This window comes from Pseudomonas sp. MONT-RG-20F-20-E-7-02 (assembly GCF_022662395.1).
Taxonomy (GTDB): Bacteria; Pseudomonadota; Gammaproteobacteria; order Pseudomonadales; family Pseudomonadaceae; genus Aquipseudomonas.
In genome coordinates this window covers 736,994-759,847 of sequence record NZ_JAKNQN010000001.1, presented here as the reverse complement: position 1 = coordinate 759,847, position 22,854 = coordinate 736,994, and the positions used below count along the sequence as shown (strand labels likewise).

Here is a 22,854-nt window from a genome sequence, read left to right as displayed (position 1 = left end):
CTTGAAATTTCATATATTGCTGGTCAGGCTCATCAGCGGCAGCATGATCGCCAGCATGATCACCGCCACCAGCACGGCCATGACCACAGTCAGGGACGGCACCAGCGCGGCGAGCAGGCGCTCGATGCCGCGCTTGGCTTCGACGTCGAACACGTCGGCGACCTTGAGCAGCATGCTGTCGAGTTCACCGGCCTGTTCGCCGACTTCAATCATTTGCAGGGCCAAATCCGGCAGCAGCGGTTGCGCGCCAAACGCGCTGGCGAGGGTGCCGCCGCCTTTGACTGCCTCCGCCGCGTCCGCCACTTGGGCTTGCAGCGCGCGGTTGGTGCAGACCTGGCGGGCGATGACCAGCGCTGGCAGGAGTGCCACGCCGTTGCTGAGCAAGGTGCCGAGGGTGCGCGTCAGGCGCGCCGCTTCAACGCGCTGCAGCAGCGGGCCGATCACGCGAATGCCGAGCAGGCGGCGGTCATATCGCTGCCGACGCAGCGGGTTGCGCAGGCGCACCGCCGCCATCCAGCTGGCTGCGATCAGTACGGCCAACACCACCAGCCCATAGGCACCGAGGAACTGGCCCAGTGCGAGAATCACTTCGGTGATCAGCGGGATCGGCACACCCAAGTCCTGGAAAATCGGCACGAATTGCGGCACCACGTACGCGAGCAACAGCGCCAACGAGCCGAGTACGCCAACCACCAGAAACGCCGGGTAGATCAGTGCATTGATCACTTCACCGCGCAGTAATTGGCTGCGCTCCAGGTAGTCGCTGAGTTGGCGCAACGTGCTTTCCAGCGCGCCACCGGCCTCTCCGGCGCGCACCATGCTCAGGTACAGCGGCGAGAAACTGTCGCCCTCCTCTTCCAGCGCGGCGGATAACGGCTTGCCTGCCTTGACGTGGTCGCGGATGCGCTCGATCAGCGCCCGCACCTGTGGCTGGCCGGGCTGCTTGAGCAGCAGGCCCAGCGCGCGCTCCAGCGGCTGGCCGGCGCCCAGCAAGGTGGCCAACTGCTGGGTAAAACTCACCAGCGCCGCGCCCTTCAACTGCCCGCGCGCGTTGCGCAGCAAAGGGCTGGCCGCCGTATCTATGTGCAACAGCAGCCAGCCGCGTTGCTGCAGCGCGGCAATGGCGGCGGCCTGGTCCTGGGCTTGCAGTGTGCCGTTGTGGGCCACGCCCTGGCTGTCCAGTGCGCGATACTTGAACAGGCTCACGCGCCGTCTCCACGGGTGACGCGCAGCACTTCTTCCAATGAGGTGACGCCCGCCAGCGCCTGGCGCAAACCCTCTTCATGCAGGGTGCGCAAACCGGCGCGGCGCGCGGCCTGCTCCAACGTGGCAGCGTCGGCGTGGCGCATCAGCAGGCTGCGCAGTTCGTCGTTCATCACCAGTAGTTCGGTGATTGCACTGCGGCCGTGGTAACTGCCGGTGTAGAGCAGGATCGGGCGCTGGTCGGTCAAGCGATCCAGGCCATGTTCCTCGATCAACTCCGCTGGCGCTGCAAACGCCACGCGCGTCGCCGGGTCCAGGCGTCGTACCAGGCGCTGGGCGAGAATGCCGCTGACCGTCGAGGCGATCAGGTAGCTTTCCACGCCCATGTCCAGCAGCCGCGTGATACTGGCGGCGGCGCTGTTGGTGTGCAGGGTGGAGAGCACGAGGTGGCCGGTGAGTGAGGACTGGATGGCGATGCGGCAGGTTTCCAGGTCGCGGATTTCGCCGACCATGATCACGTCCGGGTCCTGGCGCACGATGGAGCGCAGCGCGCCGGCGAAGTCCAGGCCGATGGCCGGTTTGACCTGGATCTGGTTGATGCCTTCGAGCTGGTATTCCACCGGGTCTTCAACGGTGATGATCTTGCGCTCGGCGGTGTTGAGCCGCGACAACGCGGTGTAGAGCGTGGTGGTTTTGCCCGAGCCGGTGGGCCCGGTGACCAGCAGGATGCCGTGCGGGCGTTCGAGCAGGTCGAGGAACGCGGCCAGGCGCTGGCCGTCGAAGCCCAGGCTCGGGAAGTCGAACTGCACGGTTTGCCGGTCGAGCAGGCGCATGACCACCGACTCGCCAAAGCTGGTCGGTACGGTGGACACGCGCAAATCCAGTTCCTTGCCCTGGATGCGCAGCATGATCCGCCCATCCTGGGGCAGGCGTCGCTCGGCGATGTCCAGGCGCGCCATGATCTTCACCCGCGAGATGACCGCCGCCGACGAACTGGCCGGTGGCGCTTCGGCGTCGTGCAGCACGCCGTCGACGCGGTAGCGCACCTTGAGCTGGTTTTCGAAGGGTTCGATATGGATGTCCGACGCACGCTGTTCCACCGCGCGCTGCAGGATCAGGTTGACCAGGCGAATCACCGGCGCCTCGGAAGCCATGTCCTTGAGGTGTTCGATATCTTCCAGCGCGCCGCCCTGTTCATCGAGGTTTTCGATCAGGGTGCCCATGGCGGAGCGGCCCTGGCCGTAATAGCGCTCGATCAGCGTGTCGACTTCCGTGCGCGGGCCGATGGCCAGCCACACCGGCACCTGGCAGGCGTAGGCCAGGGCCTGGAAGGGATAAAGCTGCGCGGGGTTGGCCGCCAATACGCGCAGGCCACCTTGGCCCCAGCCCATCGGCACCACTTGGTAGTGCCGCATAAAGCGCTCGGTGAGTGCGGGCAACGGGTCGAGCAACGGCGGCGCCGCATCGGCCAGCAGCAGCGGCGCGCCGAGCAGCTCAGCCCAGGCGCGGGCCAATTCGATTTCCGAGACCAGACCCAGGCGCGTGAGCAGGCCAAGCAGGTCGCTGCCGTCGGTGGTCAAGCGCCGGGCGCGCTCCAGGTCGACCGGTTTGAGCCCGGCGTGCCGCATCAGCCACGCGCACACGGAGTCGGTGTGCGGGATCTGCAGATGGCAGGCATCGATGGGCGTGGACGACATAAGGTGAGGTGTCTAGTTGCGAGTAAGTATGGCCATTTGGAACTACTGAACACGGGGATAACAGTGCCATTAGTTCGCCACGCCGCAGTCGGAGTTAACTGGGTTAATCGACTGGAAGTTGTAAATCTAGTTCCTGAAAATGGGAAACAAACTGAAATGAATAGCGACGAGCTGTCCCGGAATTCCGGTACAGCCCTTGATTTAAAGCCTTCTCCGCAAGCAGGTCAGATTTGACTAGTCGCAATTAGCCACTTCGCTAGTTATTCAAGTGCTCTCACGCTTAATCAGACGGCAGTCCAAAAGATTCAGGCGTACAACTTCATCTTCAACCGGCAACACACCCAAACTTTCAAGTACGCGCGTGGCGGCTAATACACCTATTTCCAGGGCGGGCGGTTTTATCGTGCTGAGACTCGGCAAGAGCATTTCAGCAAACAGGTAATCACCAAACCCGAGCACGGCGCAGTCTTGCGGAATCTTCAGCCCGGCGCGCTGCCCCGCCAGCAAACCACCGGCCGATGCGCGTGCGGCGTTCGAGCAAGCAGTGTGGATGCCTGGGCGAACGGCGCGTTTATTCACGACCTGCTGGATGAACTCAGCGCCGCTGAAGCCCTAACCCGCAGCCAGCGTGAAGAGAGCTTGAGGGTGCTGACAAGATATATGGATAACCGCCCGCCTTCGCCGATCCTGCCGATTGAGGTCAAGAAGGCCGTGTGGAGTGTTGAAACCCACTGAGATCAAAAGTGTGGGAGCGGGCTTGCTCGCGAAAGCGGTGTGTCAGTCACAGGATGCATTAACTGACACGCCCTCTCCGCGAGCAAGCCCGCTCCCACATTTTGAATGGCGTCAGACGTGAGGTCGGGTGCTTTTCTCGACCAGGCACATGGGTGTGCCGGCTACCGGTTCCTGCATGATCTGCACTTGCACATCAAACACCTGGCGCATCAGTTCGGCGCTGATCACTTGGGCAGGCGCGCCGTCGGCGACCAACTTGCCGGCGTGCATCACCGCCAGGTGGTCGGCGTAGCGGCAGGCCTGGTTGATGTCGTGCAGCACGGTGATCACGGTCTTGCCTTCGGCGGCAAGCTCGCCCATCAGGTCGAGCAGTTCGACCTGGTGACTGATGTCGAGGTAGGTGGTGGGTTCGTCGAGCAGTACCACCGGCGCGTTTTGCGCCAGCACCATGGCCAGCCAGGCGCGTTGGCGCTGGCCACCGGACAAGTCCGCCAAGGCGCGGTCGGCCAGGGCGTCCAGTTCCAGGCGCTGCATGGCTTGGGTTACGTGGGCCTGGTCGTTGCCGCTCAGGCGCCCCCACAGCGAGTTATGCGGGCTGCGGCCATAGGCGACCAATTGGCGCACGCTGACGCCTTCCGGCACCGGCAGCACCTGGGGCAGAAACGCGATCTGCCGCGCCAGTTCGCGTGCGGACAGGCTGGCGTAGGCCTGGCCGTCCAGGGTCAATGCGCCCTGGTTGGGCTTGAGGATGCGCGCGAAGGCCTTGAGCAAGGTGGACTTGCCGCAACCGTTCGGCCCGATCAACGCAGTGACCTTGCCTGCGGGCGGCGCAAACGACAACCCCTGCACGATGCGCGTGGCGCCGTAGCCGATGTCGAGTTGATGTGCGTTTAGAATGCTCATGTCATCAGCCCTTGAACCGTGCCAGCAACCAAAGAAAATACGGCGCGCCAATCACCGCCGTCAGAACCCCTGCAGGTATTTCGCTGGGCGCGATCAATGTGCGCCCGAGGGTATCGGCCAGCACCAGCAACAGCGCGCCGATCAGCATCGCCGCCGGCAGCAGGTACTGGTGATGCCCGCCGACCAGCCGCCGCGCCATGTGCGGCGCCACCAGGCCGATAAAGCCAATCGGCCCGATCACCCCGACGCCCAGGCTGGTCAGCACCACCGCGCAGGCCATCGCCAACCAGCGCGTGCGGCTCAACGCGGTGCCCAGGCTGTGGGCGGCTTCGTCGCCGAGGGCGATCAGGTTCAGCGGTTTGGCCAGGCACAGGCCCAGCGGGATCAGCAGCAGAAACGGCAGCACCAGCGCGACATGGTGCCAGTTACGGCTCCACAAACTGCCGGTCAGGGCGAGCAAGGCGGTGTTGATGTCCAGCGGATGGGACAGGATCAGAAACTCGGTGACGCTGGACAAGGTCACCGCAATCGCCACGCCCGACAGCGCAAACCGCACCCCGGAAAAGCTCACGCCGGTGTTGTACAGCGCCAGCAGCAAGGCGCCACCGGCACCGCCCAGGCACGCCACCAGTGGCAGCCAGGCAATCGGCAGGTGCGGCCAACCGATGATCGCCACCGTCAGCGCCAACCCTGCGCCTTGGGTAACGCCGAGAATTTCCGGCGAGGCCAAAGGGTTGCGAATCACACCCTGGACAATCGCCCCGGCTAGGCCGAACGCGCAGCCGGCGAGGATCGCAATGAGGCTGCGTGGCAGGCGGTGGTTCCAGACTTCGAAGTCGAGGGCGTTGTGGGCCAGCAGGCGCTCCAGCACCGTATCCGGCGTGAGCCACAGCGTGCCGGCGCTGAGGCTGACGAAGGTTGCAACCAGCAACAAACCGAGCAGCAGCCATAGGCGTAATCGTGGCTGAGTCATAACGCGCGCCTGGCGAGAAAGAGAAAGAACGGTGCGCCGATCAGTGCGGTAACCACACCCGCCGGGGTTTCCACCGGAAAGGCCACGGCGCGGCTGAGCAAGTCGGCGCCCAGCACGATCACCGCGCCCAACGCCGCGCTCAGCGGGATCAGCCAGCGGTAGTCATTGCCAAGAAACTGCCGAAGGATATTCGGTGCGATCAGCCCGACAAACCCGATGGGGCCGACCGCGCAGACACTCGCGCCCACCAGCAGCAGGCTGGCGATAAACACCTGCAGGCGCAGGCTGGCAATGCCCACGCCCAACGAGCGGGCGGCGTCTTCGCCGAGGTTGATCAGGTTCAGGCGCGGCGCGCACCACAGCGCCCACAGGCCGCCGATCAAGGTGCACGGCCAGAGCAATTGCACCTGGGCTGCGCCGACATTGGCCAGGGAACCGGCCAGCCAGTTCAGCACGCTTTGGGCCTGGGCCTCGACCAGAATCACCGTGAGCCGGGTCAATGCTGCGCACAAGGCGGCAACGGCCACGCCGGCCAATATCAGCCGCCCCTGGGCGGTGGTCGGCGACCACGCGCCGCCGAGGCTGAACACGGTGACCCAGGCCAATGCGCCGCCCAAGCAGGTCATCAGCAATGCACCACCGGCAAACGGTGGCGCGACCAAGCCGGTCGAGAACAAGGCCAAACCCAACGCCGCGCCCGCCGTCACGCCAAACAGCGACGGCGATGCCAGGCGGTTACGGGTAATGCCCTGCATCAACGCCCCGGCCAAGCCCAGGCAGGCACCGACCAACGCCGCGCACACCGCACGCGGCACCCGCAACTGGGCGACGATATAGGCCATGTTGCCGCCTACGCTGCCCTGGTGGACCAAGCCATTCCAGGCATCGGTTGCCGTGATAGTGAACGGTGACCAACTGTACAACGAGAGCCAGAACAACACCGCGCCCAGCAGCACAATACTCGCCGCCGCAAGACTGCGCCCCATGCTTATTGGCTCAGTACGGCTTTGCCGCCCTTGAGAATGGCCAGGGCATCTTCAGCGATTTGCTCCGAGGCCAATACGCCACGGTTGCGTGCCCAGCTGTCGCCGTCGACTTCAGCCACGTGGTGGTTGCGCACCGCACCGAGCACCTGCCACAGCGGCTGCTTGCTCCAGGTGTCGACGATGCTCGGGCGACGGTAATGCCCCACCAGCAACCAGCCCGGGTCCAGCGCGAGCAGTTGTTCCAGGCTGACGAATTCGGTGGGCGCGGCCTTGGCACGTACCGACGGCACTTTCAAGCCGATGGCTTCGAGCACGCTGCCTGCGTAGGAGTCAGGGCCGTGTACGGAAAAACTGTCTTCGCGCGCGACGCCGAACAACACGCTGGCGCCCGTCGGTATCTGTTTGGCAATCGCCTGCAAGTGTTCGCGGTTCTGCGCGATACGTGCCTCCATCTGCGGGCTTTTGCCCAGGGCCTTGCCGATCAGCTCGGCGGATTTGAGGCTGCCCTGGTAATCCTCGCCGCGTGACGGCAACAGCAAGGTGGGCGCGATGCTCGACAGGTCGCCGTACAAGGCCTGGTGGCGATTGAGGTCGGCGACGATCAGGTCCGGCTTGAGCCGGGCGATTTCCTCGATGCTCGGTTGTGAGCGCAGGCCCACGGATTTCCACTCGCCGATGGCTTGGCGCACACGTGGCAGTACACGGTTGGCATCGCCGTCGTCGGCGGCGCCGACCGGGGTTACGTCCACGGCGGCAAGGCTGTCGAGAAAGGAGAACTCCAGCACGACCACGCGCTTGGGCGCATCCGGCAAGTGCACCGCATGCTGGCCGTCATTCAGGTCGATAGGCGCAGCGCTTAATACGCTTGAAGAAAATGCCAGGAGGCAGGCGGCAAGGGTCGGGATGGAGCGCAGCATTCGCATGACAAGGACCTCGGCGTTGGAACACCCCGGCTAGACAGGCTGGGGAAAACGGCGGGTACTATTCCATATCGGGGCGATGCAATCAAAAAACATTCTTATTAACGCTGTGTTCATTTACAGCGGTTGCTGTGGCAAGTAGCTTTCTTGTGGCGAGCGGGCTTGCCCCGCGTTGGGCTGCGCAGCAGCCCTGATACAGTCACCGCGTTTTTTCAGTCAGAAGTCATTGGCAGGTTTTGGGGGCGCTTCGCACCCCAACGCGGGGCAAGCCCGCTCGCCACAACAAGCTCGCTCGCCCTCAGATCGCGCAGCTAAAAGTCGACGGTGGCTGAGAGCAAGTAGGTGCGCGGTGTTGACAGGGTCAACCCCGGTTCGCTGTCATCCGAGGCCCCAGCCGAGCTCCAGTAGCGTTTATCGGCGACGTTCTCGACATTGGCGCGCAGGGTGATGTGCTTGTCGTCGACCTTGAAGGCGTAGCGTGCGCCGACGTCGATACGGTTCCAAGGGTCGATTTGCTTGACGTTGGACTGATCCAGGTATTGCGAGCTGGAGTAGATACCGCGGCTGGTCAGGGTCAAGCCTTCGAGGGTCGGCACGTCCCACTCGGCGCCCAAGTTGACGTTGTACTTGGGCGTGGCCGGTGCGCGGTTGCCGTCGTAAGTACCGTTGGTGGTATGGGTCAGTTCGCTGTCGATGTACATCACGCCGCCGAGCAGGCGGAAGCCCTTGAGCGGTTCGCCGAACACACTCAGCTCCACCCCGTCGTTCTGGCGTTTGCCATTGGGCCCGAACACCCGCGTGGTGGCGTTGGTTTCATAGGCTGGCTGCTTGATACGGAACACGGCGGCGGTGACGGCAAAGGCCCCAGCGTCATATTTGGCGCCCACTTCGACCTGACGGCTGATAAACGGCGGGAAGATTTCATCTTCGTTGATCGACGTGGAAGGCGCGATTTTGCCCTGGCTCAAGCCTTCCATGTAGTTGGCGTACAGCGACAACGTGTCGGTGGCTTTGAAGAGGATGCCGCCCGATGGCGAGATTTTCTCTTCATCGTAGGCGGTGTCGCCTTTGACGTTGTCGGTCCAGTCATCCACCTTGACTCGCTGCCAGCGCGCGCCGAGGGTCAGCAGCAGGCGGTCGTCGAAGAAGCCCAGGGTGTCGGACAGTGCCACGCCGCTGAACCTATTCTCTGTATAGACCTTGGAGTCAAAGCGCGTCGGCCGCGACGGCGTCGGCGTTTGCACCGGGTTGTAGAGGTTACTCGGCGCCGCCGCATAGCGCGCGCCGCCATTTTCAAAGTCCATATAGAAGTAGCTGGCCGCCAGGTTGAGTTCATGGCTGACGGGCCCGGTGTGGAACCAGCTGCGCACGCCGGCCGTGGCGGTGCGCACGTTTTCGTCGCGGGTGAAATCACGCGGCTGTACGCTGAAGTCCCCGGCGTTGTTGGTGACCGACACCGCGTGGCGCAGGAAATCGTGATTGCTTTTACGCGCGCCGACTCCGCCGTAGAGCATCACGCTGTCACTGAGGTCGAACTCGCCGTTTACGGTGCCGAACGTATCGTTGGTGCTAGCTTTGCTCCAGGATTGCGCGTAGTTGCGGCGCACATCGTTGGCACTCGGCACCCTGGCATTCGGGCCGACTTGGACGCGCTCCTGCGGGGCGTCGGTGTCACGTTCGGTGCGGCCGATGTCGGTGGAAAGGCGCAGGCGCTCGCCACGAAAATCCAGGCCCAGCACGGCCATCTCGCGGTCGACGCTCTGGTGGTCCCACTCGGTGTCGCCGGACTGCTTCACACCGTTGAAACGGATGCCGAATTTGTTGTCCTCACCAAAACGCCGGCCCACATCCACCGCCCCACCCGCCTGGCTGCCGGAGGCCCAGGTGCCGGTGAACGAGTTGATGTCTTTGTCGGTGGCGCGCTTGGGCACCACGTTGATGCCGCCACCGACGCTGCCGCGCGGAGAGATGCCATTGATCAACTGGCTCGGGCCTTTGAGGATGTCGACGCGCTCGGCCATTTCCATGTCGATGGTGTATGTCGGCAACACGCCGTACAGGCCGTTGTAGGCCACATCACTGTTGAACAGGCTGAAGCCGCGAATGGTGAACTGCTCATAACGCCCACCGGCCGGGTTGGTGGCGCGCACGGACGGGTCGCTGGCGATCAGGTCGCCAAGGGTGCGCGCCTGCTGGTTCTTCACCGCTTCCTCGGTGTAGGTGGTCATGCTGAACGGCGTTTCCATGAAGTCCCGCGAGCCGAGCAGCCCTTGCGAACCCCGGCGCGCCACCTGGCCTCCGGCGTAGGTATCGCCGCCTTCGAGCGCGTTGGTGGCGACGATAGACGTCGGCGCCAATTGCAGGCTGCTGCCTTCCGGCACCGGCACCAGCATGTAGGCCTGATCACCCATCGGCTGCAGTTGCAGGCCGGAGCCTTGCAGCAAACGGGCAAAGCCCTCCTCCACCCCGTATTCACCGGCCAGGCCATTGCTGTTGCGACCGCTGACCAGCGCCGGGTCGATCGATAAGTTGACACCGCAAAGCCCGGCAAACCGAGTCAACGCCGCGCTCAGGCTACCGGCCGGCACTTGATAGCTGCGACGGTCTGCACTGTCTTCGGCATAGCTGACGGGGATGAATAAGGGACTGGCGCTGAGGCTCAGCATCAGGCTCAGGTTCAGCAACGGGCGCAGGCGCAAGGGTGAGGCGGCGGGCATGGGCGGAGGCTCTCGATTTAATTCACTTGCCTGGAATGACAGGCGAGGTGAAAAAAAGGGACAGTCTTCGGCAGTTTTTCAAGCAAAGGCGCACTACTGAGCAACGACCATTAATGTTTTTCGAGCCGTGAGGTTTTGCGCAGGCATAGAGTAGGAGGCGGATTCACATCCGCCGTCCTCTCACACCACCGTACGTACGGTTCCGTATACGGCGGTTCAGGTTATGCGATCAAGCCGGTTTATCGTATCCAGTATTGAGGCCAGCCCGAGTCGATCCCACAGTTTCTTCGGTAGCGCCTGATTCATATGTGGCGCTCCCGAGTTCCACCATGGGCCTCGACCGTTAAAGGCAGATTTACAGGCGCGATCTTCAGTGAGCCCCAAGCGTATTAGGTTACGCGCCCTCGTAGAGGGCCGTTTCCATTGGCGCCACAAGACGCACCGAAGTTTGTGCCGCACCCAACCGTCTAACTTTTCGAGGGTCCTTTTGCCCTGACTCAGCTTGAAGTAGCCCGCCCAACCGCGCAGAACAGGGTTTATTCGCTCGATAGTGCTGACCATCTTGCAACCCCGCGCTCCGCGCAGAAGAACTCTGAGTCGATCACGCAAGCGGCCCAGGCTCATCGTTGCCACTCTTAGCCTCGGCTGTTGATGCCAGCTCATCCCGTAACCCAGGTAATCGCAAACCCATGGCCGTGCCACGTGGCTCTTTTCCCGGTTCAGCGTCAGTTTCAGACGCTGATTCAGGAAACGCTCAACTCCGGCCAGCACTCGTTCGCCTGCACGGCGACTACGTACATAAATGTTCGCATCGTCGGCATAACGAACGAAGCGATGGCCCCGCCGCTCCAACTCCCGGTCGAGTTCGTTGAGCAGGATGTTCGACAGCAACGGCGAGAGCGGGCCGCCTTGCGGCGTCCCTTCCTGCCGTCGGCTGGCGATACCGCCCGACATAGCTCCCGCCTCAAGGTAGCGGCGGATCAGTCTGAGTACGCGTTTGTCTTCGACATGACGCTCAACTTTGGCCATCAACACGTCGTGATTCACTCGATCAAAGAACTTTTCAAGATCAAGTTTCACGCACCAGCGGTAACCCGCTGCGACATGGTCACGGGCTGTTTCGATGGCTTGGTGGGCGCTTCTGCCCGGACGAAAACCGTAGCTGTAGTCCGAGAATAGAGGGTCGAAGATCGGCGTGAGCTGTTGCAGCAGCGCCTGCTGGATCAGGCGATCCACGACATTGGGAATGCCCAATTGGCGTGTTCCATCCTTGGGTTTGGGGATTTCGACAGCGCGTACACCTTGCGGGTGATACTCGCCGGCCAGCAACCGAGCTTTGAGGATCGGCCAATACTGTTTCACATAGCCCGCCAACTGGTCGACCGTCATGCCATCGGCACCCGGTGCGCCCTTGTTGTTGACCACACGTTGATACGCACGCTTTAGGTTGGCGGGTGCGAGCACCCGCTCCATCAGCGTGTTCGGCTCCGCGTTCGTCCACGTCACAGACGTCGCCGATGTCTGCGCACTGCCAGCCGCAAGCCTCGGATTCCGTCCGGGACTTGGGGTTACAGCTCTCGTGTTGAGAGATTTCTGCTTTATCAACATTCAGCGAGACTCTGACGCCTACTGGCGGCATAACCTGTTCGGCCCTTGGTGACGCGGTTATCCGTCACTTACTACGGCCTCGGCTGACTTCTGCAGGCTCAGCCCGTCGCCTCTCGACGCTCGGTAGCACAATGGCAAACCTGCAGATCTCCCAGGGTAATTCGCGCGACCTTCCTGCTTATGCCTGTCGGATATACGTCGTAGCGTTCCGTGCAAGTATTGGGCTTTGACGATTCATGCCGTCTTACCCCGCTACGCCGCCTCTATCCGCTTCCTATTGGGCTTCCTTCAGATTCGCAGTCACCCGCGACACCCTTGCCTCTGGCTAACACTTCCCCTTGCCGGGTGTGTAGAGGACTTTCACCTCCAAGTCACCAGCGAGGCCACCGCAGCCAAGCTGGTTGCGCTTCGCGCAACGCGCCATGCCTGGCGCACATGAAAAAGCCCGCGTTGGGCGGGCTTCAAGCGAATACGGTGAGCGGCGGCTACCCCGCCAAGTCCAAATCTCCACGATGAGCGATATGTACCTTGTTGCCATCTGGATCACGTAGGTACGCACCGTAGTAACCATCACCATAGTGGGAACGTTGGCCAGGTTCACCTTCATTAGATCCGCCCGCGAGAAGCCCAGCTGCATAGGCGCTGTCTACCGCATTTGGAGAAGGTGCGGTGAAAGCCACCATGCTGCCATTCCCTGCTCCGGCTTCATTGCGGTCATAGGGGCTGTACACATAAAAACGAGGGAGAACGCTTTCTGGCTTAATCCAGCATGCCGAAGCTGGTCCGCCATCAGGCGTTACAGGCCTGCGACAAAGCCCCAGGGGGATCAGCACCGCGTCATAGAAGGTCGAGGCCTTACCAAGATCGTTTGTCCCAACGGTTACGTGACTGAACATCCTGTATTCCTACTTACGAAGGCGAGACGTTATCGTGTCATTTTGAAGGTGGGCGTGTATAGCCGTCGTCGGGTAAGTCGGGGAAGGCGAGTGTCGGCCCTCCAAATCGCAGGCAAAGAAAAGCCCGCGATGGGGAGTAGCGGGCTTAAAGGGATGATCGCTAGGAGCTGTGGTAAACATAGGCGCCCGAGTGTGAAAGAGTTGTGAAAGGCAGTGGCCCCTTAGCCGTGCGCATCATTTATGGAAAATTATCTGTTGTCGGTACCCATTCTCCCCCATCGGTAAAGGGTACCTGCTCTCATCTGTCAGTGAGCGCAATCGCTGTGAGTGTGCAGATTGACTGAAAAGTACCTGGCACTCAGCGGCATCAAAAAATCGTCTGAGTAATGGAAGGACCAAATGGGTAAATGGCTTTTCAATTTTCAATGAAACCGTAACCAAATCAAGTTGGTCGGTCAGGTCTCGATACAGGTCTCGATACAGGTCTATGACCATTAGGCTCTCGCTCACGGCAGACGAATAGACATGAACGTCACCAGCACCAATAGGTGTGTCTTCGAAGTAGTGGTTGTACAGCTTGGCAATCTCTAGCTCGATTCCAGCAGCGCTCAAAGCGGCTTCTAAATCCGCATTGGGTGAGTGCTCGTCCCCTACCCATGAAACTAAATCGGACATTGATACGCAGATGTCGAACTCATTGGCATAGACGATGGAAGGCATTGGTGGCAGACCCGGATGATGAGTTTGGCGGTTACGCCGGAGGCAAGAATCACGACGCTGAGGATAGGTTAAAGGTCTGTATCAGTATGCAGTCGCGATAGCCTGGGCGAGCTGCATATCGGACATGAGGGGCGATCTATAGCTCAATCGGTAGTGTCGGCACGCTTGCTCAAACTGGGCGCCGCGAATCTCGCCATCCGAACCTATGTAGGCAAGGGCGTCGGTCTTGGCTGACTTGAAAACCTTGGGCGGCTCGGTCGTGAGGGATGTGGTCGCCCCAATTAAAATGGTTGGCGCGGAAATTGTGAGAAATATCGCGGCAGCGATAGGGTTGGCGCCATCACCTGATACGGCCTGCGTGCTGACCGATGCCAGTAGGGCTATCGCCAGTGTCTTCCATGACTCCATGCTTCATTGCTTCCATTGCGATCTAAGGACGCCACCATAGCAGGGTAGTGGCTCGCCAGAAACAAGAAGCCCGACGCCGGGCCGGGCTCGATGTAACCGCGTCAGAAACTAACGATGCTTGTTCTTGTGTTTATGCTTGTTGTTGCCTTTGTGCTCCTTACCATCCGACCGATGATTGCTCTCATCAGCCGCCAGGTTGTTTCCAAGCGCACCACCCGCAGCGCCGCCGAGACCTGCGCCGATCGTCGAGCCAGTCGTGCCGCCGAGCTGTTGACCTACGATGTTGCCGAGTGCACCACCAACGCCGCCTCCAAGGCCGGCTGTGCCGTCTCCGGCAGCCATTGCTCCTTGCGAAATGAGGATACGTATGAGCGGGACGTACTTCCCCCGCGCGAGCTGGCAAAAGGGACCCTGGGTCTTTATGCCGTGCACTTCCGCCGTTTCCGGAAGCAGTTCGAAGGTAAAGCGGTCGACCAGATCACGATCCGCATGATCGCTGAAATGCTGGACGCCATAACTCCGCGCTCGGCAAACCGGTCCAGGGCGCTGCTAATCGACATTTTCAACCATGCGGCAGCCAAAGGCTTATGCCCTGACAACCCTGCAGCCAGTACCATCAACCGGATCGAGAAGAAACAGCGCAAACGGCACACCGTCGAGGGACTGAAAGCGATCAGGGAAGAGTCGCCAGCCTGGCTACGGAATGCAATCGACCTGGCGCTGATTACCGCTCAACGGCGCACGGACATCCTGGACATGCGTTTTGATGGCGTTCGAGAGGGTTTCCTGTATGTCGTGCAGAAGAAGACGGCCAAGGCGACAGACGCGGCCCGGATTCGATTCCGGGTCACGCCAGAGTTGCAGGCTGTCATTAGCCGGTGCCGCGACGATGTCGTGTCGCCGTACCTGGTGCAGCGTAAACCGGATCGACTGAAACAGAAGCAGGCACAGACAAAGGACCACTGGACGAAGGTTGAGGAGCGGTATTTGACGCGAGCATTCAAGGAAGCCAGAGAGTCGGCAAACTGTTACGCGGGATGGAAGGAAGAAGAGATGCCAGGCTTCCATAAAGTGCGAGCACTGTCGCTGCACCTGTACAAGACAGCCGGTAAGGATGGGCAAAAGATCGCAGGCCATGCGAGCGAGGGCATGACCAGGAACTACCAGCGGGACCACGAGGAAATCATCTGGTCCGAGGCGATTCCGGACTTGAATATCAGCGAAATCACAGGGTAGTTTTGCGCGGGTTTTGCGCAGGCACAAAAAAGCCGATCTATCCGATCGGCTTAAGTGTCTGACTTTACTCAGGAATAATGGTCGGGACGGAGTGATTCGAACACTCGACCCCTAGCACCCCATGCTAGTGCGCTACCGGACTGCGCTACGCCCCGACTAGGCGTGTTACTGGGTTTGCTTCGCTACGAAGCGATCCGGAATATACCGCAAGCTTTTGAAATGTGGAAGTATTTTAAAAGCTTGAATCACTTCTTCAAAACCACCAGCACGTCTTCGAGTTCGGAGATCATCTGGCGGATCAGTTGCTTGTATTGGGTGGTGTCGTCTTTGGCTTCATCACCGGACATACGCTGGCGCGCGCCACTGATGGTGAACCCCTGGTCGTACAGCAACGCGCGGATCTGTCGGATCATCAGCACATCCTGTCGCTGATAATACCGACGGTTTCCGGTGCGTTTGACGGGGTTGAGTTGAGGAAACTCCTGCTCCCAATAGCGCAGCACGTGCGGTTTGACCGCACAGAGCTCGCTGACTTCACCAATGGTGAAGTAGCGTTTGCCTGGGATGACGGGTAGCTCGTCGTTATGACTTGGTTCCAGCATAAGCCTCAACTCGGGCCTTCAACTTCTGCCCTGGACGAAAGGTGACCACACGGCGAGCCGTGATCGGGATTTCTTCTCCCGTTTTTGGATTGCGGCCAGGCCGCTGGCGTTTGTCCCGCAGGTCAAAATTGCCGAAACCGGACAATTTGACCTGCTCATTGTCTTCCAGAGCGTGCCTGATTTCTTCAAAAAACAGCTCGACCAATTCCTTGGCTTCGCGTTTGTTCAGACCCAGCTCTTCGTACAGACGTTCCGCCATCTCAGCTTTCGTCAAAGCCCCCATACGTCACTTCCTTAACGTGGCGTTCAACCTTTGTTCGAGCGAGGTGAGGATATTTTGTGTCGTGGTATTCACCTCATCGTCATTAAGAGTGCGCGATGGATGCTGCCAGGTCAAGCCAACTGCGAGGCTTTTTCTATGCGGATCAATGCCTTTACCCTGATAGACGTCAAATAGCCTGAGGTCTGTCAGCCATTCCCCTGCATTTTCACGGATTACATCCAGAACGGCAGTGGCGGCGACTTCACGGTCGGCGATCAGCGCCAGGTCGCGACGCACTTCAGGGAAGCGCGACAACTCGCTGAATTTAGGCATTTTGCCCGAGGCAACTTCAGCCAGGACCAGCTCGAAAACAAACACCGGACGGTCCAGGCCCAGGGTTTTCGACAGCTCTGGGTGAATGGCGCCGACGAAGCCCACCAGGCGCCCTTCGCGCTCAATACGTGCGGTTTGGCCTGGGTGCAACGCTGGGTGGCTGCCGGGCACAAAGGTGAACGCGTCGAGCGCGCCGGCAAAGCCCAATACTGCTTCCACGTCAGCTTTAACGTCGAAGAAGTCCACGGCGTCGCGACCCTGCGCCCAGCCTTCCGGCAGGCGGCTACCGCACACCACGCCAGCCAGCATTGGCTCTTGCTTCAGGCCGTCGAGTTGGCCGACAAAACGCAGGCCGCTTTCGAACATGCGCACGCGGTCTTGTTGACGGTTCAGGTTGTGGGACAGCGCTTTTACCAAGCCCGGCCACAGCGAGGAACGCATGGCCGCCATGTCGTTCGAGATCGGATTAGCCAACAGCAACGGCTCGACACCCGGATTGAACAGCTCGAACTGCTTTGGATCGATGAAGCTGTAGGTCACCGCTTCCTGGTAGCCACGGGCAACCAGCAGGCGACGCAATTCAGGCAGGTGCGCACGGGCTTCAGCCTTAGGCTGCGGGGCCAGGCGTGCTTGCGGGTAACGAACCGGCAGGCGGTTATAGCCATACAGGCGCGCCAGCTCTTCGATCAGGTCGACTTCCAGGCTGATGTCAAAGCGATGGCTTGGCACTTCAACGTGCCACTGCCCTTCCCCACCAGCGGAAATGCCCAGGCCCAGCGCCGACAGCAGTTGCTCGATGTGAGCCGGCTCGATCACCAAGCCGAGCATTTGCTCGACGCTTTTGGCACGAAGGATGATGGGTGCAACGGACGGCAGGTGTTGCTCGCTCACTGTTTCAGTGATCGGGCCAGCTTCGCCCCCGGTGATTTCCAGCAGCAGGCCAGTGGCGCGCTCCATGGCTTCACGGGCCAGTTTCCAGTCCACGCCACGCTCATAGCGGTGCGAAGCATCGGTGTGCAGGCCATAGGAACGGGCCTTGCCAGCAATCGCGATCTGATCGAAGAACGCACTTTCAAGGAAAATATCGCGGGTGGTCGCGGATACACCGCTGTGCTCGCCACCCATCACGCCGGCAATGGCCAGGGCGCGGGAATGGTCGGCGATCACCAGGGTATCGGCACGCAGGCTGACTTCCTGGCCATCGAGCAGTACCAGCTTCTCGCCTTCTTCAGCCATGCGTACGCGAATGCCGCCGTTGATTTCGGCAAGATCGAACGCGTGCAGCGGCTGGCCCAGTTCGAGCATCACGTAGTTGGTGATATCGACAGCAGCGTCGATGCTGCGCACGTCGGCGCGACGCAGGCGCTCAACCATCCACAGCGGAGTCGGCTTGGACAGGTCGACATTACGGATGACGCGGCCCAGGTAACGCGGGCATGCGTGGGGTGCCAATACCTCGATCGGGCGCACTTCGTCGTGCACGGCAGGCACGGCGGCAACAGCCGGGCGGGTAACGGGAGCGTTGTACAGCGCGCCGACTTCACGGGCCAAGCCCGCCAAAGACAGGCAGTCGCCACGGTTCGGGGTCAGGTCGACCTCGATGCTGGCGTCTTCCAGTTCCAGATAAACACGAATGTCCTGGCCCACCGGCGCGTCAGCCGGCAGTTCCATCAGGCCATCGTTGCCCTCGCCCACTTGCAATTCAGCCTGGGAACACAGCATGCCGTTGGACTCAACGCCGCGCAGCTTGGCCTTCTTGATCTTGAAGTCACCGGGCAGTTCTGCGCCGATCATGGCGAACGGAATCTTCAGGCCCGGGCGCACGTTTGGCGCTCCGCACACGACCTGGAAGGTTTCCGCGCCATTGCTGACCTGGCACACACGCAATTTGTCGGCATCGGGGTGTTGCTCGGTGCTCAGCACTTCGCCCACGACCACACCACTGAAAACACCGGCGGCCGGCGTTACGCTATCGACCTCAAGGCCGGCCATCGACAGACGAGCAACCAGCTCGTCGCGATCTACCTGCGGGCTTACCCAGCCACGCAGCCATTGTTCACTGAATTTCATCCTGCTCTCCTAAAGATTCGTTACGACTAGCGAAATTGCGCGAGGAACCGCAAGTCGTTGTCGAAGAACAGACGCAAGTCGTTCACGCCGTAACGCAGCATGGCCAGACGCTCCACGCCCATGCCGAAAGCAAAGCCCGAGAACTCTTCCGGGTCGATCCCGGACATGCGCAGCACGTTAGGGTGAACCATGCCGCAGCCCATCACTTCCAGCCAGCCGGTCTGCTTGCAGACGCGGCAGCCTTTACCGCTGCACATCACGCATTCCATGTCGACTTCAGCGGACGGCTCGGTGAACGGGAAGAATGATGGACGGAAACGTACTGCCAGCTCTTTCTCGAAGAACACCCGCAGGAATTCTTCGATGGTGCCTTTGAGGTCGGCGAAATTGATGTCGCGATCTACCAGCAGGCCTTCGACCTGGTGGAACATTGGCGAGTGGGTGATATCCGAGTCGCTACGGTACACACGGCCTGGGCAGACGATGCGGATCGGCGGCTTGTTCGCTTCCATGGTGCGGACCTGTACCGGCGAGGTATGGGTGCGCAACAGCATGTTGGCGTTGAAATAGAAGGTGTCGTGCATCGACCGGGCCGGGTGATGGCCTGGGATGTTGAGCGCCTCGAAGTTGTGATAGTCGTCTTCGACCTCAGGGCCTTCGGCAATGCCGTAGCCGATGTGGGTGAAGAACTGCTCGATACGTTCCAGAGTCCGGGTAATCGGATGCAGACCGCCCGACGCCTGGCCACGGCCAGGCAGGGTCACGTCAATGGACTCGGCGGCGAGCTTGGCCGCAAGATCGGCCTCCTCGAGCGACGCCTTGCGCGCATTGAGAACCTCTGTGACACGCTCCTTGGCGACGTTGATCAGCGCACCGACTTGCGGACGCTCTTCAGCCGGCAAATTCCCCAGGGTCTTCATCACCTGAGTCAATTCACCTTTTTTGCCAAGGTAGTGAACCCGGATTTGCTCCAGGGCATTTACATCTTCAGCGCTTTGCACAGCCTCAAGGGCTTGAGCGACGAGCGCGTCCAGGTTTTCCATGTACAGACTCCAGATACAAAATAGGGGAAGAGCTTGAAGGCTCTTCCCCTATTTATGACGTTTACCACCTTGGGCTGCAGGAGCAACCCAGGGTGACTGTCGGGGGTACTTAAGCCAAGGTGGCTTTAGCTTTCTCGACAATCGCAGCAAACACCGCTTTATCGTTCACGGCCAGTTCAGCCAGAACCTTACGGTCGATTTCGATGGACGCTTTTTTCAGGCCAGCGATGAAACGGCTGTAGGACAGACCGTTAACACGTGCACCAGCGTTGATACGAGCGATCCACAGAGCGCGGAACTGACGTTTTTTCTGACGACGGTCACGGTAGGCGTATTGGCCTGCCTTGATTACCGCTTGCTTGGCAACACGGAATACGCGTGAGCGTGCGCCGTAGTAGCCTTTAGCGAGTTTCAGAATTTTTTTGTGACGTTTACGGGCAATGACGCCACGCTTTACACGAGCCATGAGTTACTTCCTCTAGTCTTGATCCAAAAATTAACGAAGGCGCAGCATGCGCTCGACTTTTGCCACGTCAGACGGATGCAGCAAGCTGCTACCGCGCAGTTGACGCTTACGCTTGGTCGACATTTTGGTCAGGATGTGGCTCTTGAAAGCGTGCTTGTGCTTGATACCGTTAGCAGTTTTCAGAAACCGCTTAGCAGCACCACTTTTAGTCTTCATCTTTGGCATGTTCGGATACTCCGCATTCAGTTGATAAACATAATCAGAAGGCCTGCCGTGCCCTGTTGATTACTTCTTCTTTTTCGGGGCGATGACCATGATCAGCTGGCGTCCTTCCATCTTAGGATGCTGTTCGACAGAACCGTACTCGAGCAGGTCAGCTTCAACCCGCTTGAGGAGTTCCATCCCCAGCTCCTGGTGGGCCATCTCACGGCCGCGGAATCGCAAGGATACCTTGGCCCTGTCCCCATCACTCAGGAAACGTACCAGGTTGCGCAGTTTTACCTGGTAATCCCCTTCCTCCGTCCCTGGACGAAACTTGATTTCTTTTACTTGAATCTGCTTCTGGTTCTTCTTCGCTGCGGCAACCTGTTTCTTCTTCTCGAAGATCGATTTGCCGTAGTCCATCACCCGGCAAACGGGTGGGATTGCATCGGCGGAGATTTCCACCAGGTCCAATTTGGACTCTTCAGCAATACGAAGCGCTTCATCAATCGAGACGATGCCAATCTGCTCGCCGTCAGCGCCAATTAACCGAACCTCGCGTGCCGAGATATTCTCGTTGATCGGGGCTTTCGGTGCAGCTCGTTTATCTTGTCTCATTTCACGCTTAATAATAATTACTCCGAATCTGGGCGACCACGCCGGGAAACCGCTTGCGCGAGGAACTCAGCGAACTGGGCGACGGGCATCGAGCCCAGGTCAGCACCTTCACGAGTACGCACAGCGACAGTCTGCATCTCGACTTCCCGATCTCCGATAACCAAAAGATAGGGAACCTTGAGCAAAGTATGCTCGCGGATTTTAAAGCCGATCTTTTCATTTCTCAAGTCGGACTTGGCACGAAATCCGCTTTCGTTGAGAGTTTTTTCAACTTCGGCGGCAAAATCGGCCTGTTTATCAGTGATATTCATGATCACTGCCTGGGTCGGAGCCAGCCACGCAGGGAATGCTCCCTCGTAGTGCTCGATCAGGATACCGACGAACCGTTCGAACGAGCCGAGGATCGCCCGGTGCAGCATAACCGGGTGCTTACGGCTGTTATCTTCGGAGACGTATTCGGCTCCCAAACGGATCGGCAGGTTAAAATCGAGCTGCAGGGTACCACACTGCCAGACGCGACCAAGGCAATCTTTCAGCGAGAACTCGATCTTGGGACCGTAGAAGGCGCCCTCACCCGGCTGCAGATCGTACGCAAGGCCCGCACTGTCAAGCGCAGCGGCCAGTGCTGCCTCGGCGCGATCCCACAGCTCATCGGAACCCACGCGCTTTTCCGGACGAGTGGACAGCTTCATTTCGACTTCGGTGAAACCGAAATCGCGATAAACGTCCATGGTCAGCTTGATGAACGCAGCGGATTCAGCCTGCATCTGCTCTTCGGTGCAGAAGATATGGGCGTCATCCTGGGTGAAGCCGCGCACACGCATGATGCCGTGCAGCGCACCCGATGGCTCGTTGCGGTGGCAGGCACCGAACTCGGCCAGGCGCATCGGCAACTCGCGGTAGCTCTTCAGGCCTTGGTTGAACACCTGCACGTGGCAGGGGCAGTTCATCGGCTTGATGGCGTAGTCGCGGTTTTCCGACTGCGTGGTGAACATGTTGTCGGCGTAGTTGGCCCAGTGCCCGGATTTCTCCCACAGGCTGCGATCAACGACCTGTGGAGTCTTGATCTCCAGGTAGCCGTTGTCGCGTTGAACCTTGCGCATGTACTGCTCGAGCACCTGGTACAGGGTCCAGCCGTTCGGGTGCCAGAACACCATGCCCGGCGCTTCTTCCTGGAGGTGGAACAGGTTCAGGCGCTTGCCGATCTTGCGGTGGTCGCGCTTTTCGGCTTCTTCGATGCGCTGGATGTAGGCTGCCAGCTGCTTCTTGTCAGCCCAGGCAGTGCCGTAGATCCGTTGCAGCTGTTCGTTCTTCGCATCGCCGCGCCAGTAGGCACCGGACAGCTTGGTCAGCTTGAACGACTTGAGAAAGCGCGTGTTCGGCACGTGCGGGCCACGGCACATGTCGACGTATTCTTCGTGGTAATACAGGCCCATGGCCTGTTCGTCCGGCATGTCTTCCACCAGACGCAGCTTGTAGTCTTCGCCACGGGCAGTGAACACGTCGATCACTTCGGCGCGCGGCGTGACTTTCTTGATCACGTCGTAATCTTTTTCGATCAACGCGTGCATGCGCGCTTCGATAGCAGCCAGGTCGTCCGGAGTGAAAGGACGCTCGTAGGCGATATCGTAATAGAAACCTTCGTCGATGACCGGGCCGATGACCATTTTCGCCGTCGGGTACAGTTGCTTGACCGCATGGCCAATCAAGTGCGCGCAAGAGTGGCGAATGATCTCCAGCCCCTCTTGATCCTTGGGCGTAATGATTTGCAGGCTGGCATCGCCGGTGATCAGGTCGCTGGCGTCAACCAGCTTGCCGTCGACCTTGCCGGCCACAGTGGCCTTGGCCAGGCCGGCACCAATGGATGCGGCGACCTCGGCTACGGAAACCGAGTGATCGAATGAACGTTGACTGCCGTCGGGTAGAGTAATAGTTGGCATGGCGCCTCCTCTCCTAGTGGTGACCCCTACCAAAGGTCACGTGGGTTGGGATGAGCCAGTACAAGATCCAACACCAGGCCGTTCAATGATGAACGCCTGCCTTACAGCGGCAGGAGCCTTTCGGCCAACCGATAATCGAACCAGAGTGACTGGAGTGAGCTAAAAAGAAACATGGCATGGCGGCAAACGGCGCGCCTGGAAATAGCCAAGCGAAGGATCCTAGCACAGATGAACGGTCATCGCGGTGGCGCCACCTTGTGTAAAGGCAAATTCACGGCTTTATAGCTGCAAAAGTGAACTTGAGCTGTACGACATGC

19 protein-coding genes, 1 tRNA gene and 4 pseudogenes are annotated in these 22,854 nt (G+C 60.1%); 2 read left to right on the top strand and 22 right to left on the bottom strand.

Going from position 1 to position 22,854, the window contains the following annotated elements:
- Positions 1 to 9: 9 nt before the first annotated feature.
- The 3 genes and pseudogenes from gspF to L8I05_RS03480 all read right to left on the bottom strand — a co-directional run.
- Positions 10 to 1,206 (bottom strand): type II secretion system inner membrane protein GspF, encoded by a 1,197-nt coding sequence (gene gspF / locus L8I05_RS03490; protein WP_242167204.1) that lies wholly within the window; start codon positions 1,204 to 1,206, stop codon positions 10 to 12.
- A complete protein-coding gene (gene gspE, locus L8I05_RS03485) occupies positions 1,203 to 2,900 on the bottom strand; it encodes a type II secretion system ATPase GspE (protein ID WP_242167203.1) in 1,698 nt (565 codons plus the stop codon). Before gspE ends, gspF begins: the two co-directional genes overlap by 4 nt.
- 264 nt (positions 2,901 to 3,164) lie before the next feature.
- Positions 3,165 to 3,416 (bottom strand): annotated as a pseudogene (locus tag L8I05_RS03480) (substrate-binding domain-containing protein); the annotation flags it as partial.
- On the opposite strand from L8I05_RS03480, the pseudogene L8I05_RS03475 reads away from it, so the two are divergent.
- Positions 3,409 to 3,593 (top strand): annotated as a pseudogene (locus L8I05_RS03475) (aliphatic sulfonate ABC transporter substrate-binding protein); the annotation flags it as partial. The pseudogenes L8I05_RS03480 and L8I05_RS03475 sit on opposite strands and share 8 nt — an antisense overlap.
- A 153-nt stretch (positions 3,594 to 3,746) precedes the next feature.
- Here L8I05_RS03475 and fecE read toward each other — a convergent pair.
- From fecE to L8I05_RS29540, 10 genes and pseudogenes are all read right to left on the bottom strand, one after another.
- Positions 3,747 to 4,538 (bottom strand): Fe(3+) dicitrate ABC transporter ATP-binding protein FecE, encoded by a 792-nt coding sequence (gene fecE, locus L8I05_RS03470; RefSeq protein ID WP_242167201.1) that lies wholly within the window; start codon positions 4,536 to 4,538, stop codon positions 3,747 to 3,749.
- Positions 4,539 to 4,542: 4 nt separating this feature from the next.
- Complete coding sequence (locus L8I05_RS03465) at positions 4,543 to 5,511, bottom strand: iron chelate uptake ABC transporter family permease subunit (protein WP_242167200.1); 969 nt, start codon at positions 5,509 to 5,511, stop codon at positions 4,543 to 4,545.
- On the bottom strand, positions 5,508 to 6,497 hold the full coding sequence (gene fecC / locus L8I05_RS03460) for an iron-dicitrate ABC transporter permease FecC (protein WP_242167199.1): 990 nt from the start codon (positions 6,495 to 6,497) through the stop codon (positions 5,508 to 5,510). The genes L8I05_RS03465 and fecC overlap by 4 nt, the downstream gene beginning before the upstream one ends.
- Before the next feature lie 2 nt (positions 6,498 to 6,499).
- Entirely contained in the window at positions 6,500 to 7,420 is a 921-nt protein-coding gene (locus L8I05_RS03455) for a Fe(3+) dicitrate ABC transporter substrate-binding protein FecB (RefSeq protein WP_177017563.1), read from the bottom strand.
- 308 nt (positions 7,421 to 7,728) lie between these two features.
- Complete coding sequence (locus L8I05_RS03450; RefSeq protein WP_242167198.1) at positions 7,729 to 10,134, bottom strand: TonB-dependent receptor; 2,406 nt, start codon at positions 10,132 to 10,134, stop codon at positions 7,729 to 7,731.
- Between the two features lie 216 nt (positions 10,135 to 10,350).
- Positions 10,351 to 11,773 (bottom strand): annotated as a pseudogene (ltrA, locus tag L8I05_RS03445) (group II intron reverse transcriptase/maturase).
- Between the two features lie 454 nt (positions 11,774 to 12,227).
- Positions 12,228 to 12,638: a VOC family protein gene (locus tag L8I05_RS03440; protein WP_242167196.1), complete on the bottom strand. Its 411-nt coding sequence runs from the start codon at positions 12,636 to 12,638 to the stop codon at positions 12,228 to 12,230.
- A 234-nt stretch (positions 12,639 to 12,872) separates the two neighbouring features.
- Complete coding sequence (locus L8I05_RS03435; RefSeq protein WP_242167195.1) at positions 12,873 to 13,358, bottom strand: hypothetical protein; 486 nt, start codon at positions 13,356 to 13,358, stop codon at positions 12,873 to 12,875.
- An 81-nt stretch (positions 13,359 to 13,439) separates the two neighbouring features.
- Entirely contained in the window at positions 13,440 to 13,766 is a 327-nt protein-coding gene (locus L8I05_RS03430; protein ID WP_242167194.1) for a DUF2388 domain-containing protein, read from the bottom strand.
- Positions 13,767 to 13,874: 108 nt separating this feature from the next.
- Positions 13,875 to 14,108, bottom strand: coding sequence for a hypothetical protein (locus tag L8I05_RS29540; protein WP_347341213.1), 234 nt, complete (start codon positions 14,106 to 14,108; stop codon positions 13,875 to 13,877).
- Positions 14,109 to 14,132: 24 nt separating this feature from the next.
- On the opposite strand from L8I05_RS29540, the pseudogene L8I05_RS03425 reads away from it, so the two are divergent.
- Positions 14,133 to 15,002 (top strand): annotated as a pseudogene (locus L8I05_RS03425) (tyrosine-type recombinase/integrase); the annotation flags it as partial.
- A gap of 78 nt (positions 15,003 to 15,080) precedes the next feature.
- On the opposite strand, the gene L8I05_RS03420 reads toward L8I05_RS03425, so the two are convergent.
- The 9 genes from L8I05_RS03420 to thrS form a co-directional block, all read right to left on the bottom strand.
- Positions 15,081 to 15,157: transfer RNA gene (locus tag L8I05_RS03420), tRNA-Pro, on the bottom strand.
- Between the two features lie 90 nt (positions 15,158 to 15,247).
- Complete coding sequence (locus L8I05_RS03415) at positions 15,248 to 15,604, bottom strand: MerR family transcriptional regulator (protein WP_003174972.1); 357 nt, start codon at positions 15,602 to 15,604, stop codon at positions 15,248 to 15,250.
- Positions 15,585 to 15,887 (bottom strand): integration host factor subunit alpha, encoded by a 303-nt coding sequence (ihfA, locus tag L8I05_RS03410; protein WP_002553164.1) that lies wholly within the window; start codon positions 15,885 to 15,887, stop codon positions 15,585 to 15,587. The genes L8I05_RS03415 and ihfA overlap by 20 nt, the downstream gene beginning before the upstream one ends.
- A 3-nt stretch (positions 15,888 to 15,890) precedes the next feature.
- The gene (gene pheT / locus L8I05_RS03405; RefSeq protein ID WP_242167192.1) at positions 15,891 to 18,269 is read right to left on the bottom strand and encodes a phenylalanine--tRNA ligase subunit beta; all 2,379 of its coding nucleotides are present in this window, start codon (positions 18,267 to 18,269) and stop codon (positions 15,891 to 15,893) included.
- A gap of 26 nt (positions 18,270 to 18,295) precedes the next feature.
- Positions 18,296 to 19,312: a phenylalanine--tRNA ligase subunit alpha gene (pheS, locus tag L8I05_RS03400; RefSeq protein ID WP_003192486.1), complete on the bottom strand. Its 1,017-nt coding sequence runs from the start codon at positions 19,310 to 19,312 to the stop codon at positions 18,296 to 18,298.
- Positions 19,313 to 19,421: 109 nt separating this feature from the next.
- On the bottom strand, positions 19,422 to 19,778 hold the full coding sequence (gene rplT / locus L8I05_RS03395) for a 50S ribosomal protein L20 (RefSeq protein WP_053257052.1): 357 nt from the start codon (positions 19,776 to 19,778) through the stop codon (positions 19,422 to 19,424).
- 30 nt (positions 19,779 to 19,808) lie between these two features.
- Positions 19,809 to 20,003 (bottom strand): 50S ribosomal protein L35, encoded by a 195-nt coding sequence (gene rpmI, locus L8I05_RS03390; protein ID WP_002553160.1) that lies wholly within the window; start codon positions 20,001 to 20,003, stop codon positions 19,809 to 19,811.
- A 60-nt stretch (positions 20,004 to 20,063) separates the two neighbouring features.
- Complete coding sequence (gene infC / locus L8I05_RS03385; protein ID WP_015884933.1) at positions 20,064 to 20,615, bottom strand: translation initiation factor IF-3; 552 nt, start codon at positions 20,613 to 20,615, stop codon at positions 20,064 to 20,066.
- Positions 20,615 to 22,537, bottom strand: a complete 1,923-nt coding sequence (gene thrS, locus L8I05_RS03380) for a threonine--tRNA ligase (protein WP_159958046.1) — start codon at positions 22,535 to 22,537, stop codon at positions 20,615 to 20,617. Before thrS ends, infC begins: the two co-directional genes overlap by 1 nt.
- Positions 22,538 to 22,854: the final 317 nt, after the last annotated feature.

Bases quoted from the DNA above. Each gene is read 5' to 3' on its own strand.
- gspE (WP_242167203.1), bottom strand. From the start codon at position 2,900: ATGTCGTCCACGCCCATCGATGCCTGCCATCTGCAGATCCCGCACACC.
- fecE (WP_242167201.1), bottom strand. From the start codon at position 4,538: ATGAGCATTCTAAACGCACATCAACTCGACATCGGCTACGGCGCCACG.
- L8I05_RS03465 (WP_242167200.1), bottom strand. From the start codon at position 5,511: ATGACTCAGCCACGATTACGCCTATGGCTGCTGCTCGGTTTGTTGCTG.
- fecC (WP_242167199.1), bottom strand. From the start codon at position 6,497: ATGGGGCGCAGTCTTGCGGCGGCGAGTATTGTGCTGCTGGGCGCGGTG.
- L8I05_RS03455 (WP_177017563.1), bottom strand. From the start codon at position 7,420: ATGCGAATGCTGCGCTCCATCCCGACCCTTGCCGCCTGCCTCCTGGCA.
- L8I05_RS03450 (WP_242167198.1), bottom strand. From the start codon at position 10,134: ATGCCCGCCGCCTCACCCTTGCGCCTGCGCCCGTTGCTGAACCTGAGC.
- L8I05_RS03440 (WP_242167196.1), bottom strand. From the start codon at position 12,638: ATGTTCAGTCACGTAACCGTTGGGACAAACGATCTTGGTAAGGCCTCG.
- L8I05_RS03435 (WP_242167195.1), bottom strand. From the start codon at position 13,358: ATGCCTTCCATCGTCTATGCCAATGAGTTCGACATCTGCGTATCAATG.
- L8I05_RS03430 (WP_242167194.1), bottom strand. From the start codon at position 13,766: ATGGAGTCATGGAAGACACTGGCGATAGCCCTACTGGCATCGGTCAGC.
- L8I05_RS29540 (WP_347341213.1), bottom strand. From the start codon at position 14,108: ATGGCTGCCGGAGACGGCACAGCCGGCCTTGGAGGCGGCGTTGGTGGT.
- L8I05_RS03415 (WP_003174972.1), bottom strand. From the start codon at position 15,604: ATGCTGGAACCAAGTCATAACGACGAGCTACCCGTCATCCCAGGCAAA.
- ihfA (WP_002553164.1), bottom strand. From the start codon at position 15,887: ATGGGGGCTTTGACGAAAGCTGAGATGGCGGAACGTCTGTACGAAGAG.
- pheT (WP_242167192.1), bottom strand. From the start codon at position 18,269: ATGAAATTCAGTGAACAATGGCTGCGTGGCTGGGTAAGCCCGCAGGTA.
- pheS (WP_003192486.1), bottom strand. From the start codon at position 19,312: ATGGAAAACCTGGACGCGCTCGTCGCTCAAGCCCTTGAGGCTGTGCAA.
- rplT (WP_053257052.1), bottom strand. From the start codon at position 19,778: ATGGCTCGTGTAAAGCGTGGCGTCATTGCCCGTAAACGTCACAAAAAA.
- rpmI (WP_002553160.1), bottom strand. From the start codon at position 20,003: ATGCCAAAGATGAAGACTAAAAGTGGTGCTGCTAAGCGGTTTCTGAAA.
- thrS (WP_159958046.1), bottom strand. From the start codon at position 22,537: ATGCCAACTATTACTCTACCCGACGGCAGTCAACGTTCATTCGATCAC.